This is a genomic window from Pseudomonas putida (assembly GCF_009883635.2).
Taxonomy (GTDB): Bacteria; Pseudomonadota; Gammaproteobacteria; order Pseudomonadales; family Pseudomonadaceae; genus Aquipseudomonas; species Aquipseudomonas putida_W.
In genome coordinates, this window is sequence record NZ_CP026115.2 from 3,640,210 (window position 1) to 3,658,406 (window position 18,197).

Sequence of the window (18,197 nt, forward strand, 5' to 3'; positions counted from 1 at the left end):
TTCAAAGCAGTAGTGGTAGGCGCAACAACTAGAGAACTGTAAGGAGAGGGAAAATGTTCGAGCTCGTAGACAACGTCCCGCAAAGTCCGGTCATCAAAGTGATCGGTGTTGGCGGTGGCGGCGGCAACGCCGTCAACCACATGGTGAAGAGCAGCATCGAAGGCGTCGAGTTCATCTGCGCCAACACCGATGCCCAGGCGCTGAAAAACATCGGCGCACGCACCATCCTGCAACTGGGTACCGGCGTGACCAAGGGTCTGGGTGCCGGTGCCAATCCGGAAGTCGGCCGTCAGGCCGCGCTGGAAGACCGTGAGCGCATCGCCGAGGTGCTGCAGGGCACCAACATGGTGTTCATCACCACCGGCATGGGTGGCGGTACCGGTACCGGCGCGGCGCCGATCATCGCCGAAGTGGCCAAGGAAATGGGCATTCTCACCGTTGCAGTGGTGACCCGTCCGTTCCCGTTCGAAGGCCGCAAGCGCATGCAGATCGCCGACGAAGGCATCCGCATGCTGGCTGAGAGCGTCGACTCGCTCATCACCATCCCCAACGAGAAGCTGCTGACCATCCTGGGCAAGGATGCCAGCCTGCTGTCCGCCTTTGCCAAGGCCGACGATGTACTGGCCGGTGCCGTTCGCGGTATCTCCGACATCATCAAGCGCCCGGGCATGATCAACGTCGACTTTGCCGACGTGCGCACCGTCATGGGCGAAATGGGCATGGCGATGATGGGTACCGGCTGCGCCAGCGGTCCGAACCGTGCTCGCGAAGCCACCGAAGCGGCCATCCGCAACCCGCTGCTCGAAGACGTCAACCTGCAGGGCGCCCGCGGCATCCTGGTGAACATCACCGCAGGTCCTGACCTGTCGCTGGGTGAGTACTCCGACGTGGGCAGCATCATCGAAGCCTTCGCCTCCGACCACGCCATGGTCAAGGTCGGCACCGTGATCGACCCTGACATGCGCGACGAACTGCACGTGACCGTGGTTGCCACGGGTCTGGGCGCGCGCATCGAAAAACCGGTCAAGGTGGTCGACAACACCCTGCAGACCGCTCAGCAGGTGTACGAGGCTTCCAATCCGGCGCCGGTGCGTCAGGAGCAGCCAGCCGTCAACTACCGTGACCTGGAGCGCCCGACCGTGATGCGCAATCAGGCCCACGCAGGTGCCGCTGCGGCAGCTAAACTCAACCCTCAGGATGACCTGGACTACCTCGATATCCCAGCCTTCCTGCGTCGTCAGGCCGATTGATGGAATTTATCAGGGGTATAAGGGTGATTGGTGTTCAGCAAAGGCCGGGTCTGTTATCATCCCCAGCCTTTGTTGATACCTGTTCGCATTATTTGCGCTGAAGCGGCCAATGCCATGATTAGACAACGCACCCTGAAGAATACCATCCGTGCCACGGGCGTCGGCCTGCACTCCGGGGAGAAGGTCTACCTGACCCTCAAGCCTGCGCCTGTCGACACCGGCATCGTCTTCCGTCGCGCCGACCTTGACCCTGTGGTCGAGATCCCGGCGCGTGCGGCCAATGTCGGTGAGACCACCATGTCCACCACGCTGGTCAACGGTGACGTCAAGGTCGATACGGTCGAGCACCTGCTCTCCGCCATGGCGGGCCTGGGCATCGATAACGCCTACGTCGAGCTCTCCGCCTCGGAAGTGCCGATCATGGATGGCAGCGCCGGTCCCTTCGTATTCCTGATTCAGTCTGCCGGCCTGGAAGAGCAGGACGCAGCCAAGAAGTTCATCCGCATCCTGCGCGAAGTGACAGTGACGGAGGGCGACAAGAGCGCCACCTTCCTGCCATTCGACGGGTTCAAGGTGAGCTTCGAGATCGACTTCGATCACCCGGTCCTCAAGGGCCAGACCCAGAGTGCGGTCGTCGACTTCTCCAGCACCTCGTTCGTGAAGGAAGTCAGCCGCGCCCGTACTTTCGGCTTCATGCGTGACATCGAGTACCTGCGCAAGCACAACCTTGCGTTGGGCGGCAGTGTCGAGAACGCCATCGTGGTTGATGAGACCGGTGTGCTCAACGAAGACGGCCTTCGTTCCGATGACGAATTCGTCAAGCACAAGATCCTCGACGCCATTGGCGACCTTTACCTGCTGGGCAACAGCCTGATCGGCGAGTTCAAGGGCTACAAGTCCGGCCACGCGCTGAACAACCAGCTGCTGCGCAAGCTCATCGCTGAAACCGATGCCTGGGAAGTGGTCACTTTCGAAGATGCCAGCACGGCACCGATCTCGTACATGCGCCCTGTTGCGGCTGTGTAAGTTCGAACACTCTCTAGTTTATTAAGGCCACCTTCGGGTGGCCTTTTTTATTATCGCTATGGTTCAACGGTGCTTGCGTCTGTCAGCTGTACAGGCGTATCGATTTTTTTCGGTATTAGGGGGGAGCTTTTGTCGTGGCTGGTTAAGACTGATGCTGACTTCATTGTCATAAAGTCAATGTAACTATGGTCTTGTGTGGAGAGTACAATGTATTTGATCAGCTCCCCTTCATTGCTCCGATACTTGATCCAATAGTTCAAGGAGCTAGTGGGTTCGAGATTTTCTGTACTGATGGTGCACAGAGCTGCGGCCTCGAGTTTATTATGGAAGCTGGCGGTGCTGTTATGGTGGATTTGGGTCCATGCGAATTCTATGTAACTGTATTCTCCATTGAGCTCAAACACGGCACGCTGTTTGTCAGTGCTTTGGCTTTTCGCCAGCAAGATCGCCTGCTTATCAGACATTCCATCTACTGGTCTGTCGGTGTTTGCCACTCTAATTTCTGAGCCTTTTTCTCCGCCCTGATTGTGTACGGTGAAATGCCGCAGCTTAGCGCTACGGCCTGACTCAATGATCTGGCTCTGTTCAATTTCAAAGTCAATTTCAGCTTTACAAGGATAGAAGCGGATCTCATCAAAATCGATCTGTGCTTTTCCCTTTTCAGGCTCGACGCTGCCTAGGGTCAAGGTGTGCTCAGAAGCGGTAGCCCGAAAGTCGACGATGAAACGCTCCCATTCATCTGTTTTTTTCAGGTCGGAACGATGGTAAAAAACATCATCGATACTCCAGGATAACTGCGTTGCAATGCCGTTGGTTTGGGGGCGTTTCGCGAGCAGGCTGATTGCGTAAATATTGCCTGGAACAAGGTTTGTGATGGTTTTTCGAATCAGGGGTGTGGCTTGGCAACTACTGTGTGATGGCAGATCATTGGGGGCGCTGTAAAGGGAGGCGTAAGTATTTAGATTTTCTTCTTTGAGCGATAAGCAGCGCTTTTGTTCGCTGAGCTTCCAATCGTTCCACTGGTTGTCGGAAAATTTAGTACATTCACTGTAGTCGGCATGCTTGGTGGTCATTTTGCAATCCTCGGTTAGAAGTGCTCAATTGACCATTCTCATACGACGCTGACTACTGGCAAAAATATCAGTTTATCCCTTCTGCACGGTGAGATATTTTACTTTGTAGTGCTGCTGTCAATGCGCGCATGGCCAGCCAGCCGTTCAAGCGCTGCGCGGAGTTTAGGGTCACTGATGCCTTCTGCGGTATCACGAAGGCTTTCAGCCGCATTATTGGAGAGCACAGCAGCATGTCCAGCGCGTTTGGCGGGCACTAGCGGCGGCTGCACCTTGTATAGGATGCGCCTGAGGTTGCCGAAGGCTTCCATGGCCTGTAACGCCGCCAGCAGACGCTTCTGCTGGTAGCGCAGGCGTGTGGCCCAATGGCCGTCGGTGACCACCAGCAGCAATGTACCGTCCCGCCACGAGGCCACATGGCAATGCTCGCGCGCGGCTGGTTGCAGCTGGCTTTCCAGCAGGCGCTGCAGGTGCTCCAGGCGCTCAGCCTGGTTCAGCAACAGGCGCAGCGGGCGGTTCTGGCGCAGCAGGGTAGCGGGCGGCTGGGCGGGGGAGGGTTTGGAGGCCATGGCGGTATGCATCAAGTAACAATGTAGCCAGTCTAACATCCCCGTTGCCTGGGCTGGCCACTTCGCGGGATAGGAGTCATTCTCGCTATTGTTTCATCAACCCGCGGGTTGAACTCAGGGAAAATGCCCCTATCTTAGAAAAGCCCCCGCCTAAGCGCTGTGCCAGCATCGTGGCAATCGACCACTTTCCTCACCATCGTTTCCGGGTAGAATGCTCGTTCGCATGCGGCCTCAGGGCTGCACGGGCGACTCATGGGGCCGCCCTCCATCCCTACGTGTGGAAGATCCTGCCGATATGTTTGCGCCTTTGTTAAAAAAACTTTTTGGAAGCAAGAACGAGCGTGAAGTCAAACGCATGCTCAAGACGGTAGCTATCGTCAATGCCTTCGAAGAGAAGATGGTGGCCCTCTCCGATGAGCAACTGCGGGGCAAGACCGCAGAGTTCAAGGAGCGCCTGGCCAAAGGCGAGACGTTGGACCAGCTGTTGCCCGAAGCCTTTGCCGTGGCCCGTGAGGCCGGCAAGCGCGTGATGGGCATGCGCCACTTCGACGTGCAGCTGATCGGCGGCATGACCCTGCACGAGGGCATGATCGCAGAAATGCGTACCGGTGAAGGCAAGACCTTGGTCGGTACCCTGGCCGTTTACCTCAATGCACTGTCCGGCAAAGGCGTGCATGTGGTCACGGTGAACGACTACCTGGCCCGCCGTGACGCCAACTGGATGCGCCCGCTGTACGAATTCCTCGGCCTGTCCGTAGGCATCGTCTCGGCTTTCCAGCCGCCTGAAGAAAAGCGTGCCGCCTACGCCGCCGACATCACCTACGGCACCAACAACGAATTCGGCTTCGACTACCTGCGCGACAACATGGCATTCAGCCAGGAAGAGAAGTTCCAGCGTGAACTGAACTTCGCCGTGATCGACGAAGTCGACTCGATCCTCATCGACGAAGCGCGCACTCCGCTGATCATTTCCGGCCAGGCCGAAGACAGCTCCAAGCTGTACATCGAGATCAACCGCCTGATCCCGCGCCTCACCCAGCACATCGAAGAAGTCGAAGGCCAGGTCACCCAGGAAGGCCACTACACCATCGACGAGAAGAGCCGCCAGGTCGAACTCAACGAAGCGGGTCACCAGTTCATCGAGGAGATGCTGACCCAGGCTGGCCTGCTGGCCGAAGGCGAGAGCCTGTACTCGGCGCATAACCTGGGCCTGCTGACCCACGTCTACGCCGGCCTGCGTGCGCACAAGCTGTTCCACCGCAACATCGAGTACATCGTCCAGGACGGCCAGGTCCTGCTGATCGACGAGCACACCGGCCGTACCATGCCCGGCCGTCGCCTGTCCGAAGGCCTGCACCAGGCCATCGAGGCAAAAGAAAACCTGAACATCCAGGCCGAAAGCCAGACCCTGGCGTCGACCACCTTCCAGAACTACTTCCGTCTCTACACCAAGCTGTCCGGCATGACCGGTACCGCCGACACCGAAGCGTTCGAGTTCCAGTCGATCTACGCCCTCAACGTGATGGTCATTCCGCCGAACAAGCCGCTGGCGCGTAAAGACTTCAACGACCTGGTGTACCTGACCGCCGACGAGAAATACGCCGCGATCATCGCCGACATCAAAGAGAGCATGACCCAGGGCCGCCCGATCCTGGTGGGTACCGCCACCATCGAAACTTCGGAGCACATGTCGAACCTGCTGAAGAAGGAAGGTATCGACCACAAGGTACTGAACGCCAAGTACCACGAGAAGGAAGCCGAAATCATCGCGCAAGCCGGTGCTCCGGGTGCGCTGACCATCGCCACCAACATGGCTGGCCGTGGTACCGATATCCTGCTGGGCGGTAACTGGGAAGCCGAAGTGGCTGCCCTGGAAAACCCGACCCCCGAGCAGATCGCCCAGATCAAGGCCGACTGGCAGAAGCGTCACCAGCAGGTGATTCAAGCCGGTGGCCTGCACGTGATCGCCTCCGAGCGCCACGAATCGCGCCGTATCGACAACCAGCTGCGTGGCCGTTCCGGCCGTCAGGGTGACCCGGGTTCGAGCCGCTTCTACCTGTCGCTGGAAGACAGCCTGATGCGCATCTTCGCCTCTGACCGGGTGAAGAACTTCATGAAGGCACTTGGCATGCAGTCTGGCGAAGCCATCGAGCATCGCATGGTCACCAACGCCATCGAAAAAGCCCAGCGCAAGGTCGAAGGCCGCAACTTCGACATCCGTAAGCAGCTGCTTGAATACGATGACGTGGCCAACGAACAGCGCAAGGTGATCTACCACATGCGCAACAGCCTGCTGGCGGCCGATAACATTGGCGACACCATCGTCGAGTTCCGCCAGGAAGTGCTGGACGCCACCATCAGCCAGCACATCCCGCCGCAGTCGCTGCCGGAGCAGTGGGACGTGGCCGGCCTCGAAGCTTCGCTGGCCAGCGACTTCGCCATGAAGCTGCCGATCCAGCAGTGGCTGGACGAGGACGATCACCTCTACGAGGAGACCCTGCGCGAGAAGCTGCTGAACGAGATCACCACCGCCTACACCGAGAAGGAAGATCAGGCCGGTATCGAGGCCCTGCGTACCTTCGAGAAGCAGATTCTGCTGCGCGTGCTGGACGACCTGTGGAAAGACCACCTGTCGACCATGGACCACCTGCGTCACGGTATCCACCTGCGTGGTTACGCACAGAAGAACCCGAAGCAGGAGTACAAGCGCGAGTCGTTCTCGCTGTTCCAGGAACTGCTCGAGTCGATCAAGCGCGACACTATCCGCGTGCTGTCGCACGTTCAGGTGCGCCGCGAAGACCCGGCCGAAGAAGAAGCCCGTCTGCGCCGCGAAGCCGAGGAGCTGGCCAGCCGTATGCAGTTCCAGCATGCCGCCGCGCCGGGCCTTGAAAGCGAGCAGCTGAGCGAGGAGGGCGCCGAAGTGGCCGTCGCCGCTGCCCCGGTGCGCAACGACCTGAAGCTGGGCCGCAACGAGCCGTGCTGGTGTGGTTCGGGCAAGAAATTCAAGCATTGCCATGGTCAGATCGAGTGACCTGACCTGATTGTTGTATCGTGACATCCCTGGGGGCCGCATTGCGGCCCCCTTTTTCCATATTCACCGTATTTCTAGGAGCGCTCTAATGGCTGTTGGTCTTGGTCCTTTGCCCACCCTGCACCCGGTTCCGGGTTTTGAACTCGGCATCGCTTCTGCCGGCATCAAGCGCCCCGGGCGCAAGGATGTGGTGGTCATGCGCTGCGCCGAAGGCTCCAGCGTGGCTGGCGTGTTCACCCTCAACGCTTTCTGTGCCGCTCCAGTGATCCTGTCCAAGCAGCGCGTGCAGGGCACCGTGCGCTACCTGCTGACCAACACCGGCAATGCCAACGCCGGTACCGGCGCGCCAGGCCTGGCCGCTGCCGAGCGGACCTGCGCCAAGCTGGCCGAACTGACCGGCGTGCCGGCCGAGTCGGTGCTGCCGTTTTCCACCGGTGTGATCGGTGAACCACTGCCGGTCGAGAAGATCGAAGGCGCGCTGCAGGCCGCCCTGGACAACCTGTCGGAAAACCACTGGGCTGAAGCCGCTACCGGCATCATGACCACCGACACCCTGCCAAAAGGTGCCAGCCGCCAGTTCCAGCACGAGGGTGTGACCGTCACCGTGACCGGTATCAGCAAAGGTGCGGGCATGATCCGCCCGAACATGGCCACCATGCTCGGCTACATCGCCACCGACGCCAAGGTTGCCCCGGCAGTGCTCAAGGACCTGATGCTCGACGGCGCCAACAAGTCGTTCAACCGCATCACCATCGACGGCGACACCTCGACCAACGACTGCTGCATGCTGATCGCCACCGGCAAGGCCAACCTGCCGGAAGTCACCGAAGCCAGCGGCGCGCTGTTCGAAGCGCTGAAGAAGGCCGTATTCGAAGTGTGCATGGAAGTGGCCCAGGCCATCGTCCGTGACGGCGAAGGCGCCACCAAGTTCGTCACCGTGCAGGTCAACGGCGGTGGCAACCACCAGGAGTGCCTGGATGTCGGTTACGCCGTGGCCCACTCGCCGCTGATCAAGACCGCGCTGTTCGCCTCCGACCCGAACTGGGGCCGTATCCTGGCTGCCGTGGGCCGTGCCGGCGTGCCGGAGCTGGATGTCAGCCTGATCGACGTGTACCTGGACAGCGTGTGCATCGCCAGCAAAGGCGGCCGCAGCCCGAGCTACACCGAAGCGCAGGGTTCGGCCGTGATGGCCCAGGAAGAGATCACCATCCGTATCGAGCTGGGCCGTGGCCAGTGCAGCGAAACCATCTGGACCACCGACCTGTCCCACGAATACGTGAAGATCAACGCCGAATACCGTACCTGATGTAATGCTGGGGCCGCTTTGCGGCCCTTTCGCGACACAAGGCCGCTCCCACAATGGCCTGCGTACACCGCACCTTGTGGGAGCGGCCTTGCGTCGCGATGGGCTGCGCAGCAGCCCCAAAATCCCAAACCGATGGAGCCGAACCATGAGCTATCACCTGATCATCGGCGACAAGCTGTATTCCTCCTGGTCGCTGCGTGGCGCCCTGGCCCTAGAGTTGGCTGGCGTTCCATACGAAGAGACGCTGATCAAACTGAACCAGCCCGACACCCGCAAGCGCATCCTCGAATTCTCCTCCTCCGGCAAGGTGCCGCTGCTCAAGACCGAGCACGGTGTGATCGCCGACTCCCTGGCCATTGCCGAGTACCTCAACGAGCGCCACCCCGAGGCCCAGCTGTGGCCGGCCGATGTGGCTGCCCGTGCCCAGGCCCGTTCGGCCTGCGCGCAGATGCACAGCGGTTTCTTCGCCTTGCGTAGTGCCATGCCGTTCGACCTGTCCCGTGACCAGGCGCTGGATGGCATGCCGCTGGACGTGCAAGTGGACATCGACCGCATTGTCGCGCTGTGGTCCGAGTGCCGCCTGGTGGCCAAGGACAGCGGCCCGTTCCTGTTCGGCAAGCCGACCCTGGCCGATGCCTTTTTTGCCCCGGTGGCGGTGCGCCTGCGTTCCTATCGCGTGGAAGTGCCCGCCGAGGCAGCCACCTATATCGAGACCATTTACCAGTGGCCGGCCTTCCAGGCCTGGCAGCAAGCTGGCCTGGCGGAGCGTGAAGGTTGAAACGGATTCATGTTGTAGCCGCGGTGATCCGCGCTAGTGACGGGCGCATTCTGATTGCCCGGCGCGCCGATACTCAGCACCAAGGCGGCCTGTGGGAATTCCCGGGCGGCAAGGTGGAGGAGGGCGAAGGCGTCGAAGCGGCCCTGGCCCGTGAGTTGCGTGAAGAGTTGGGCATCGAAGTGACCCGTTCGCGGGCGCTGATCAAGGTCAGCCACGACTACCCGGACAAGCAAGTGCTGCTGGATGTGCGTGAGGTCGATGCGTTCACTGGTGAGCCCCACGGCGCCGAAGGCCAGCCACTGGCCTGGGTCGCGCCGCGGGACCTGGGGCAATACGAGTTCCCTGAGGCCAACAAGCCGATCGTCGCTGCTGCGCGCTTGCCGGACCAGTACCTGATCACCCCGGATGGCCTGGAAGTGCCGCAGATGCTCAAAGGTATCCAGAAGGCCGTGGCCAATGGTATCCGCTTGATCCAGCTGCGCGCCCCGGACATGTACGACCCCAAGTACCGCGATGTGGCGGTGGATGCGGTCGGGCTGTGCGCTGGCAAGGCGCAGCTGATGCTCAAGGGGCCGCTGGAGTGGCTGGGTGACTTCCCGTCCGCCGGTTGGCACCTGACCGCCGCGCAGCTGCGCAAGTATGCCGCCAAAGGCCGCCCTTTCCCCAAGGAACGCTGGCTGGCGGCGTCGTGCCACAGTGCTGAAGAGCTGGCGCTGGCCGAGCAGATGGGCGTGGACTTCGTTACCCTGTCGCCGGTGCAGGCGACCCAGACCCACCCCGAGGCGGTGCCCTTGGGTTGGGATGAGGCGCAGCGGCTTATTGCCGGGTTCACCCACCCGGTTTACCTGCTGGGTGGGGTTGGGCCGGGTGAGCGGGAGAAGGCCTGGGAAGCCGGGGCCCAAGGTGTTGCCGGGATCCGCGCATTCTGGCCTGAGGCCTGAGTATCCGGGGCCGCTTTGCGGCCCATTCGCGGGTAAACCCGCGAATGGGCTGCAAAGCAGCCCCTGGTGACATCAGGCCTGAGGCTTCTCTGCGGGTTGCCACAACACTTCAGCTACTCCCTGCCGCCGCCCAATGATCCGCGCCGCCACGAACAGCAGATCCGAAAGCCGGTTGATGTAAGCCAACCCAAACCCCTCCAACGGCTCCAGCGCATTCAACTGCTGACACCGCCGCTCCGCACTGCGCGCCAGGCTACGGCACACATGGGACTGCGCCACCAGCGCCGAACCACTGGGCAGAATGAAGTTCTTCAGCGGCCCCAGCTCCTCGTTCCACACGTCGATCGCCGCCTCCAGCCGCTCCACCTCGGCCTGGTTCAAGGCCTGGTAGCTGGGCATCGCCAACTCACCGCCAAGGTCGAACAAACGGTGCTGGCATGGCGCCAGAACGTTGCTCACCTCATCCAGCTTGTGCTCATCCAGGCCGGCCAGCAGCAGCCCGAGCTGGCTGTTGAGGCTGTCCACCTCGCCGATCGCTTCGACCCGCGGGTGGTCCTTGGGCACCCGCCGCCCGTCGCCGAGGCCGGTTTCGCCCTTGTCGCCAGTGCGGGTGTAGATTTTCGACAGGCGATAGCCCATGTCATGCCTCCGTATGGGTCGGCGCAGCCGCTGGCGGCTGGCCGAGGGGCAGGCGCAGGGTGAAGCAGGTGCCCTGGCCGGGCGTGGACTGCACTTCCATCTGCCCCTTGTGGTTGTTGGTGATGATGAAGTACGAAACCGATAGCCCGAGCCCAGTGCCCTGGCCGATTTCCTTGGTGGTGAAGAACGGCTCGAAGGTGCGTTTGCGCACGGTTTCGGGCATGCCCACGCCGTTGTCCTCGACCTGGATCTCGGCCCAGGGGGGATTGAGCTTTGTGCGCAGGGTGATGCGCCCCGGCTCGCTGGGCTGCGGCCGCTGGTGGATGGCCTGGGCGGCGTTCTTCAGCAGGTTCAGCAGCACCTGCTCCAGTTCGTTGGCGGTGCAGGGCACCGGGCCCAGGTTGGGGTCGAACTGGCGGACGATGGCCTGGCCCTTGAAGTCGAAGCCGATGGTCAGGTCGAAGTCGTTGCTGGCGATCTCCACGGCCTGGTCGATCAGTGCCGGTAGCTCGCAAGGCGCCAGTTGGCGGTTGCTGCGGCGGCTGAAACTGAGCATGTGGGTGACGATCTTGGCTGCGCGGGCGCCGGCCTGTTGGATGCCGTCGAGCAGTTGCGGCACTTCGCGGTTCTCCAGGTAGCGGTTGACGTTGGCCAGGTCGATGCCCAGTTCGCTCGCCTGCTCCTGGTTGCGTGGCAGCTCCGCCGACAGGCGCCGGCGGATGTTCTGCACGTTGTGCAGGATCGCGCCCAGCGGGTTGTTGATTTCGTGGGCCATGCCGGCTGCGAGGCCACCGACCGAAAGCATCTTCTCCGACTGCACCATCATCTCTTCCAGCGACAGGCGCTGGGTGATGTCGTCGATACGGATGACCACGCCGCGGCCACCGCCGCCCATCAGCGGGTAAAAGGTCAGGGCGTAATGGCGCAGGTCGTCGCCCTTGGGCCAGGTGACCCGCTCGATCTTCGCCACCCGGTGCTTTTCCACGCTTTCCTTGAGCTGCGGCAGGAACGGCTTGAGCGGCTCGAAGGCGATGAAGATCGGCTGGTTCAACGCTTCGTCCAGCGGCGTGCCAGAGAGCACCGTGGCCTCGTGGTTCCATTGGGTGACGTAGAGCTGCTCATCGAGGGCGATCAGCGCGGACGGCATGGAGTCGATGATGCTGTTGAGGTAGTTCTGGAAGCCGGTGAGCTTCTTCTCGATCTTGCTGCGTACCTGGACTTCCAGCTCCAGCTTGCGGTTGGTGTGGCGGGTTTCCTCGGCCAGGCCTTGGGCCTGGTCGTAGGCCGTCTGGAATTCGTCGCGGGTGCGCTTGAGCTGATGCTCGCGGGCCTCGATGCGCGAGAGCATGGTGTTGAAGGCTTCGGCCAGGCTACCGATCTCGTCGTCGTTGCCGCGGGTGGCGCGCAAGGCGTAGCTTTCTTCGCGAGTGACCTGGCGGCTGAGTTCTTCGAGCTGATTGATCGGCTGGGTGATCAGGCGCTTGATCTGCCGGGCGATGACCATCCACAGCAGGATGCTGAACACCAGGATCGCCAGGCTGGCGCTGAGCGTGCCGGTGTAGAACGCCGTCGGTAGTTCGCTGCTGGCCACCAGCAGCAGGTGCGCCGGTGGGCTGGCGTCGCGGGGGATGCGGATCAGCTGGGTGCTGCGAAACTCCATCAGGCGCCAGCCGTCGATGTTGCGGTAGCGCTTGGGCAGCGCCAGGTGATCGCCGTGTTGCAGCTGGGCCAGCATGCTGCCGTCGCCGCCATAGATGGCAGCGGCGCGCAGCGGGGTGTAGCTGTCCAGCTCCTTGAGCAGGGCCGTGGCTGTCTCGGTCGAGTCGCCGGCACGGGCCGACAGTTGTGGGTTGGCCACCAGCTTGCCGATGGTCTGCAATGCCTGCGGCGCCATGCTCTCCTGGGTGATCCAGTAGGCGGCGCTGATGAAGGTCAGGTTGGCGACCAGCAGAATGGTTACCAGCAGTACCAGCAGGGCTGCCAGCAGTTTCTGCCCGACCGGGAGGTTTTCCAGGCGTTGGCGCAGGCTCATGGGCAAGGCAATGTCCGTATTGGGTTGACGTCAGGCGCTGGGCAAACCACGCGCTCGCAGGTTATCGACCAGGCGCTGGTGCAGGTGTTCCAGCCGTGGCAGCACCAGGCCGTGGCGCTCGGCTGCCCGGCAGGCATGGCCCAGCAGGTAATGCACCTCGGTACGCCGGCCAGCGCGCACGTCCTGGTACATGGAAGAGTAGTTGGCTGCGGTGGCCAGGATCACCCGTTGCACTTCTTCATCCAGATCGGTCGCCGCTTCGGGCTGGCCGCAACGGCGTAGCAGTTCAGCCAGTTCAGTGCTCAGTGCCTCGACTTCGCCGAGATGCCCGAGCAAACCGCCGTTCTGGCAATCGTGCAGCACGGTCAGCGGGTTGATGGCGCAATTGAGCGCCAGCTTGCGCCACAGGCGGGTAAGGATGTCGACCGTCCATTCGCCCGGGATGCCGGCGTCGCTCAGGTCATCGAACCATTCTGGGGTGGCGGGGTTGGCCGGGTCACCCAGCCAGTTGAAACCATGGCCGGCGAAGCGCACCTGCCAGTCGTCCTCACGGAATGCGCCTTCGGTGCTGGAGGCGAAGATGCAGCGGGCGAGGGGAGCCTGGTCGGCGACTTCGTCCTGGCTGCCCAGGCCATTCTGCAACAGCACGATTTCCGCGCCTTCAGCCAGGCGTGGCGCCAGGTGGGCGATGGCGGGGGCGGCATCGTAGGCCTTGCAGGCCACCAGCAGGCGATGGATGGGCCCGCCGGACTCGGCCGTTTCTGCCGGGATGGCGTAGAGGCGGGTTTGATCCTGCTCGACCAGGGTCAGGCCACCGGCCCGCTGGTAGGCCTGCAGGCGCTGCGCATCACGCAGGATCAGGCGTACCGCCTTGCCGGCGCGTGCCAGGCGGCAGGCCCAGAGGCTACCGAGGCTACCGGCGCCGAGAATATGCCAGGTGCTGCTCATCTGCGTTTCGCAACCCGTTATAATGAGCCCGCATTTTAACCCGCTAACACCGACGCGCTCCATGTTCAGACTGAGCGCGCGTTTATTTTATGGAGATTACCCATGCCTTCGTTCGACGTGGTATCGGAACTGGACAAGCACGAAGTGCAGAACGCGGTCGACAACGCCGTCAAGGACCTCGAGCGCCGCTATGACCTCAAGGGCAAGGGCAGCTTCGAGTTCAAGGACAAGGAGCAGACCGTCATGCTGACCGCCGAGGAAGAGTTCCAGCTCGAAGCCATGCTGGAGATCCTGCGCCTGGCGCTGGTCAAGCGCAAGATCGACGTGAAGTGCCTGGAAACCAAGGACCCGTACGCCTCGGGCAAGGAAAAGAAACAGGAAGCCAAGTTCCGCGAAGGCATCGACAAGGACCTGGCGAAGAAGATCGTCGCCACCATCAAGGACGGCAAGCTCAAGGTCCAGGCCGCCATCCAGGGCGAGCAGGTGCGCGTCACCGGCAAGAAGCGTGACGACCTGCAGGAAGCCATCGCCCTGCTGCGCACCAAAGAGTTCGACATGCCGATCCAGTTCAACAACTTCCGCGACTGATCGCAGGGCTGTCTGGAACCCCGATGGCGCAATGATGTCCATGGGGTCCTTGGCCGCTGAAATGCCGGCGGCCTGCTTTACTGTGCACGTGCCGTCAGGCATCAGGAGATAACTATGGATTTGAACGCTGAAGTCGATCAGCTGGTCCGCCAATCGCAGACCTGGATCCCCTTGATCATGGAATACGGCAGCCGCCTGCTGCTGGCACTGCTGACCCTCGCGGTCGGCTGGTGGATCGTCAACAAGGTCAGCAACCGCCTGGGCAAACTGGTTGGCCTGCGTAATGCCGACCTGGCACTGCAAGGTTTCATCAGCACCTTGTCGAACATCGTGTTGAAGGTGCTGCTGTTCGTCAGTGTGGCGTCGATGATCGGTATCGAGACCACCTCGTTCGTCGCCGCCATCGGTGCCGCCGGCCTGGCAATCGGCCTGGCCTTGCAGGGCAGCCTGGCGAACTTCGCCGGGGGTGTGCTGATCCTGATGTTCCGCCCGTTCCGCATCGGCGACTGGATCGAAGCGCAGGGTGTGGCGGGTACCGTCGACAGCATCCAGATTTTCCACACCGTGCTGCGTACCGGTGACAACAAGACGGTGATCATGCCCAACGGTGCGCTGTCCAACGGCATCATCACCAACACCAACCGCCAGCCTACGCGCAAGGTGGTGTTCGATGTGGGTGTGGACTACGAGGCCGACCTGCAGACGGCGCGCAACGTGCTGCTGGAGCTGGCGCAGGATCCGCGCGTGCTGCCGGACCCTGCTCCACAAGCGGTAGTGGCGACCCTGGGCGACAGCTCGATCACCGTGTCGCTGCGCCTGTGGACCAAGACCTCCGACTACTGGGACGTGATGTTCATGCTCAACGAGCATGCCCGTGACCGGTTGAAGGCCGAAGGGATCGACATTCCGTTCCCGCAGCGGGTGATTCGCGTGGTGCAGGAGACTGCAGCGCAGTAATGCCAGAGCGGGGCCGCGAAAGCGGCCCCAGCCTTTTGCCGCCTCCCTTACACTTGTTCACAGCAATTCCCCGCCATTTCTGGCATATAGCCTGTCCCTCCTGCTTGCACCTGATACGCCATCATGAAACCACTGCTCTACATCACCCCTCTTCGGGCCCTCTTGTTCGGCCTGACCCTGGCCCTGTTCGAGCTGCTCACCTACCTGGCCAGCGACGCCGTGATGCCGGCCATGCCGGTGGTGGTCGAGCACCTGAACGCCAGCCCCGAATACATTCCCCATGCACTCAACCTGTACCTGCTCGGTGGCGTGGTGCTGCAATGGCTGATCGGCCCGCTGGCCGACCGCTATGGGCGTCGCCCGCTGCTGCTGGCCGGCTGTGCCTTCTTTGGCGTCGCCTGCCTGGCCACCTATTGGGTGCAGGACATCGGTCTGTTCAACCTGCTGCGCCTGCTGCAGGGCATCGGCCTGGGCTTCGTGGTGACGGTCAGCTATCCGGCATTGAATGAATCGTTCAGCGAAGCGGACGCGGTGCGCATGATGGCGTTGCTCGCCAACATCGCCTTGCTGTCGCCGCTGCTCGGCCCGCTGGTCGGTACCCTCATGCTGCAGTGGCTGGACTGGCGCTGGCTGTTCGTGGCCTTCGCCATCGGTGCGGTGCTGTGCTGGCTGCTGTTGCATCGCCTGATGCCGGAAACCCTCGGCGTGGAGCGTCGTGATGGCTCACGCCTGCCGTTCACCCCGATCCACCTGCTGCCGCTGCTCGCCGGTTACGGCCAGCTGCTGGCCAACCGCAAGTTCGTCGCTGGCAGTGCCGCGCTGGGCCTGGTAGGCCTGCCGCTGATTGGCTGGATCGGTCTTTCGCCGGTGCTGCTGATTCACGACGAGGGGCTGAGCACGATGGAATATGCGCTGTGGCAGTTGCCGGTGTTCGGTGGGCTGATCCTGGGCAACCTGATCATCAACCGTATCGCCGACCGTTACCCGCTGCCGGCACTGGTGCGCGGCGCGCTGGGGCCGTACCTGGCCGGGCTGTGCCTGATGGTGCTGGCGACCTGGGTGTGGCCGACGGTGACCAGCGTGGTCGCTGGCATGTCGCTGTATGCATTGGGGCTGGGCGTGGCCAATGCGGTGCTGTACCGCATGACACTGTTTGCCAGCGAGCAGAGCAAGGGGTTGGTGTCGGCGATGCTGGGGATGATCACCATTGCCTTGCTGGGGCTGGGTGGCGCGGTACTTGCGATGATCGGGGCGGGGGAGAGCCTGTTGCACTTTGCCCTTGCGGCTGGCGTGGCAGGTGCCCTGGCGCTGTGGCCGCTCTGGTTCGTGGTAGGCGGGCGGCCAGGGGAAGGCGCTGTCGCTCAATGACCATTTGCCTGCACTGGCCTCTTCGCGGGACAAGCCCGCTCCTACAGTAACCGCGTTTTCCTGTAGGTGCGGGCTTGTCCCGCGAAGAGGCCAGTGCAGGCAGTAGACGTCTATCAGGGCCGCTCGGCCGCCGGGTTATCCACCGGTACCTGCTTTCCCCGGCTCACTTCCTGGCGCCAGTGCAGCGCAATCAGGATCAAGGTCGGAACGCCCAACAGCGCAGTGATCAGGAAGAAGTCGTGATACCCGTACTTTTCCACCATTACCCCTGAATACCCGCCGATCAGGCGCGGCAGCAACAGCATGATCGAGCTGAGCAGCGCATATTGCGTGGCCGAGAACTTCAGGTTGGTCAGGCTCGACAGGTAGGCGACGAACGCCGAGGTGGCCAGGCCCGAGCTGAAGTTGTCCAGCGAGATGGTCACCACCAGCATTTCCAGGTTCGGCCCCATGTCGGCCAGCATCAGGAACAGGATATTGGTCGCTGCTGAAGCCGCGCCGCCGATGAACAGGATCGGCAGGATGCCGAAACGCACGATCAGCAAGCCGCCGACGCCAGCACCGACCAGGGTCATGATCAGGCCGAAGACCTTGCTGACGCTGGCGATCTGGTCCTTGGTGAAACCCATGTCGATGTAGAACACGTTGGCCATCACGCCCATCACCGTGTCCGACATGCGATAGGTGGCAATCAGGCCGAGCAGCAACAGCGCTTGCCAGCGGTAGCGAGCGATGAAGTCGTGCACCGGTGTCAGCACCGGGGCCAGGCCACGACGGCCCAGGCTGGAAAGGCAGGCCCAAGTCAGCAACACGTAGAGGATCAGGCGCAGGAAGGCGCGGTCTTCGAGCAGCAGGTCGAGTGGCGTCGCATCGCCGGAAATGACGCTTGACCAACCGGTGTTGAACATCTGGGTGAAGCTGGCCGGTACCGACACCAGCAGGATGATCAGCACGAACACCGAGGCCATCTGATGCATCAGGCCATAGCGCGCGGCCGACAGCTGGGTGCGCATCGGTACCGGTGGCTCACGCATCACCAGGGTGGTGAACAGCGCCGGCAGCATCATCACGCCGAACAGCACGTAAGTGCCAGCCCAGGCCTTGTGCAGGTAGCTGAAGCCGGTGGAACCGAACCATTCGGCGAAGAACAGTGCGCCCGCGGTCGCCAGCAGGGCGGCGACCCGGTAACCGGCCATGTAGCTGGCGGCGAGGGCCGCCTGGCGCTGGTCGTCGGCAATTTCGAGGCGATAGGCATCGACGGCGATGTCCTGGGTGGCCGAGGCAAAGGCCACCAGCACCGCCAGGGCGATCAGCCAGGACAGGTGCTGTTGCGGGTCGCACAAGCTCATGCCGACCAGGCCGATTACCACCAGCGCTTGCGACAGCAACAGCCACGAACGGCGTCGCCCCAGGCCGCCAAGCAGCGGCAGGCGCCACTGGTCGAGCAGGGGTGACCAGACCCATTTGAAGGCATAGGCCAGGCCTATCAGGCTGGCGTAGCCAATGGTTTCACGGGCCACGCCCGCTTCGCGCAGCCACACCGACAGGGTCGAGAACACCAGCATGTAGGGCAGGCCGGCGGCGAAGCCCAGCAGCAAAAGTACCAAGGTTGACGGGCTGGCATAGGCAGCAAGCGCAGCGCGCCAGGTTTTACGGGGCATGGGCCAACATCTGCCTCAAATTTGCGAAAACAA

At 62.2% G+C, this 18,197-nt stretch carries 15 protein-coding genes; 9 read left to right on the plus strand and 6 right to left on the minus strand.

What is annotated here, in order from left to right; genetic code table 11:
• The first annotated feature begins 53 nt into the window (after positions 1–53).
• Complete coding sequence (gene ftsZ, locus C2H86_RS16630) at positions 54–1,250, plus strand: cell division protein FtsZ (protein ID WP_003260772.1); 1,197 nt, start codon at positions 54–56, stop codon at positions 1,248–1,250.
• 114 nt (positions 1,251–1,364) lie between these two features.
• Complete coding sequence (gene lpxC, locus C2H86_RS16635; RefSeq protein ID WP_152954776.1) at positions 1,365–2,276, plus strand: UDP-3-O-acyl-N-acetylglucosamine deacetylase; 912 nt, start codon at positions 1,365–1,367, stop codon at positions 2,274–2,276.
• A 56-nt stretch (positions 2,277–2,332) separates the two neighbouring features.
• Here lpxC and C2H86_RS16640 read toward each other — a convergent pair whose 3' ends face one another.
• Positions 2,333–3,349, minus strand: a complete 1,017-nt coding sequence (locus tag C2H86_RS16640) for a hypothetical protein (protein WP_159408974.1) — start codon at positions 3,347–3,349, stop codon at positions 2,333–2,335.
• Between the two features lie 98 nt (positions 3,350–3,447).
• Positions 3,448–3,915, minus strand: a complete 468-nt coding sequence (locus C2H86_RS16645; protein ID WP_159408975.1) for a DUF721 domain-containing protein — start codon at positions 3,913–3,915, stop codon at positions 3,448–3,450.
• 295 nt (positions 3,916–4,210) lie between these two features.
• Between C2H86_RS16645 and secA the strand changes: the two genes are divergently transcribed.
• From secA to C2H86_RS16665, 4 genes are all read left to right on the plus strand, one after another.
• Positions 4,211–6,946: a preprotein translocase subunit SecA gene (gene secA, locus C2H86_RS16650; RefSeq protein WP_159408976.1), complete on the plus strand. Its 2,736-nt coding sequence runs from the start codon at positions 4,211–4,213 to the stop codon at positions 6,944–6,946.
• A gap of 88 nt (positions 6,947–7,034) precedes the next feature.
• Complete coding sequence (gene argJ / locus C2H86_RS16655) at positions 7,035–8,252, plus strand: bifunctional glutamate N-acetyltransferase/amino-acid acetyltransferase ArgJ (RefSeq protein WP_103449237.1); 1,218 nt, start codon at positions 7,035–7,037, stop codon at positions 8,250–8,252.
• A 145-nt stretch (positions 8,253–8,397) separates the two neighbouring features.
• Positions 8,398–9,030: a glutathione S-transferase family protein gene (locus tag C2H86_RS16660; protein ID WP_159408977.1), complete on the plus strand. Its 633-nt coding sequence runs from the start codon at positions 8,398–8,400 to the stop codon at positions 9,028–9,030.
• On the plus strand, positions 9,027–9,971 hold the full coding sequence (locus C2H86_RS16665) for a Nudix family hydrolase (protein WP_159408978.1): 945 nt from the start codon (positions 9,027–9,029) through the stop codon (positions 9,969–9,971). The genes C2H86_RS16660 and C2H86_RS16665 overlap by 4 nt, the downstream gene beginning before the upstream one ends.
• A gap of 72 nt (positions 9,972–10,043) precedes the next feature.
• On the opposite strand, the gene C2H86_RS16670 is transcribed toward C2H86_RS16665, so the two are convergent.
• The 3 genes from C2H86_RS16670 to C2H86_RS16680 are packed head-to-tail and all read right to left on the minus strand — an operon-like array spanning position 10,044 to position 13,590.
• On the minus strand, positions 10,044–10,610 hold the full coding sequence (locus C2H86_RS16670) for a cob(I)yrinic acid a,c-diamide adenosyltransferase (protein ID WP_159408979.1): 567 nt from the start codon (positions 10,608–10,610) through the stop codon (positions 10,044–10,046).
• A gap of 1 nt (position 10,611) precedes the next feature.
• On the minus strand, positions 10,612–12,642 hold the full coding sequence (locus C2H86_RS16675; RefSeq protein ID WP_159408980.1) for a sensor histidine kinase: 2,031 nt from the start codon (positions 12,640–12,642) through the stop codon (positions 10,612–10,614).
• Positions 12,643–12,672: 30 nt separating this feature from the next.
• Positions 12,673–13,590 (minus strand): putative 2-dehydropantoate 2-reductase, encoded by a 918-nt coding sequence (locus tag C2H86_RS16680; RefSeq protein ID WP_159408981.1) that lies wholly within the window; start codon positions 13,588–13,590, stop codon positions 12,673–12,675.
• Between the two features lie 102 nt (positions 13,591–13,692).
• Here C2H86_RS16680 and C2H86_RS16685 point away from each other — a divergent pair, with 102 nt between their 5' ends.
• The 3 genes from C2H86_RS16685 (at position 13,693) to C2H86_RS16695 (ending at position 16,503) form a co-directional block, all read left to right on the plus strand.
• Complete coding sequence (locus C2H86_RS16685; RefSeq protein WP_159408982.1) at positions 13,693–14,178, plus strand: YajQ family cyclic di-GMP-binding protein; 486 nt, start codon at positions 13,693–13,695, stop codon at positions 14,176–14,178.
• Between the two features lie 114 nt (positions 14,179–14,292).
• Positions 14,293–15,135, plus strand: a complete 843-nt coding sequence (locus C2H86_RS16690; protein WP_159408983.1) for a mechanosensitive ion channel family protein — start codon at positions 14,293–14,295, stop codon at positions 15,133–15,135.
• 123 nt (positions 15,136–15,258) lie between these two features.
• On the plus strand, positions 15,259–16,503 hold the full coding sequence (locus C2H86_RS16695) for an MFS transporter (protein WP_159408984.1): 1,245 nt from the start codon (positions 15,259–15,261) through the stop codon (positions 16,501–16,503).
• Between the two features lie 113 nt (positions 16,504–16,616).
• Here C2H86_RS16695 and C2H86_RS16700 read toward each other — a convergent pair whose 3' ends face one another.
• Positions 16,617–18,164, minus strand: a complete 1,548-nt coding sequence (locus C2H86_RS16700) for an AmpG family muropeptide MFS transporter (RefSeq protein WP_159408985.1) — start codon at positions 18,162–18,164, stop codon at positions 16,617–16,619.
• Positions 18,165–18,197: the final 33 nt, after the last annotated feature.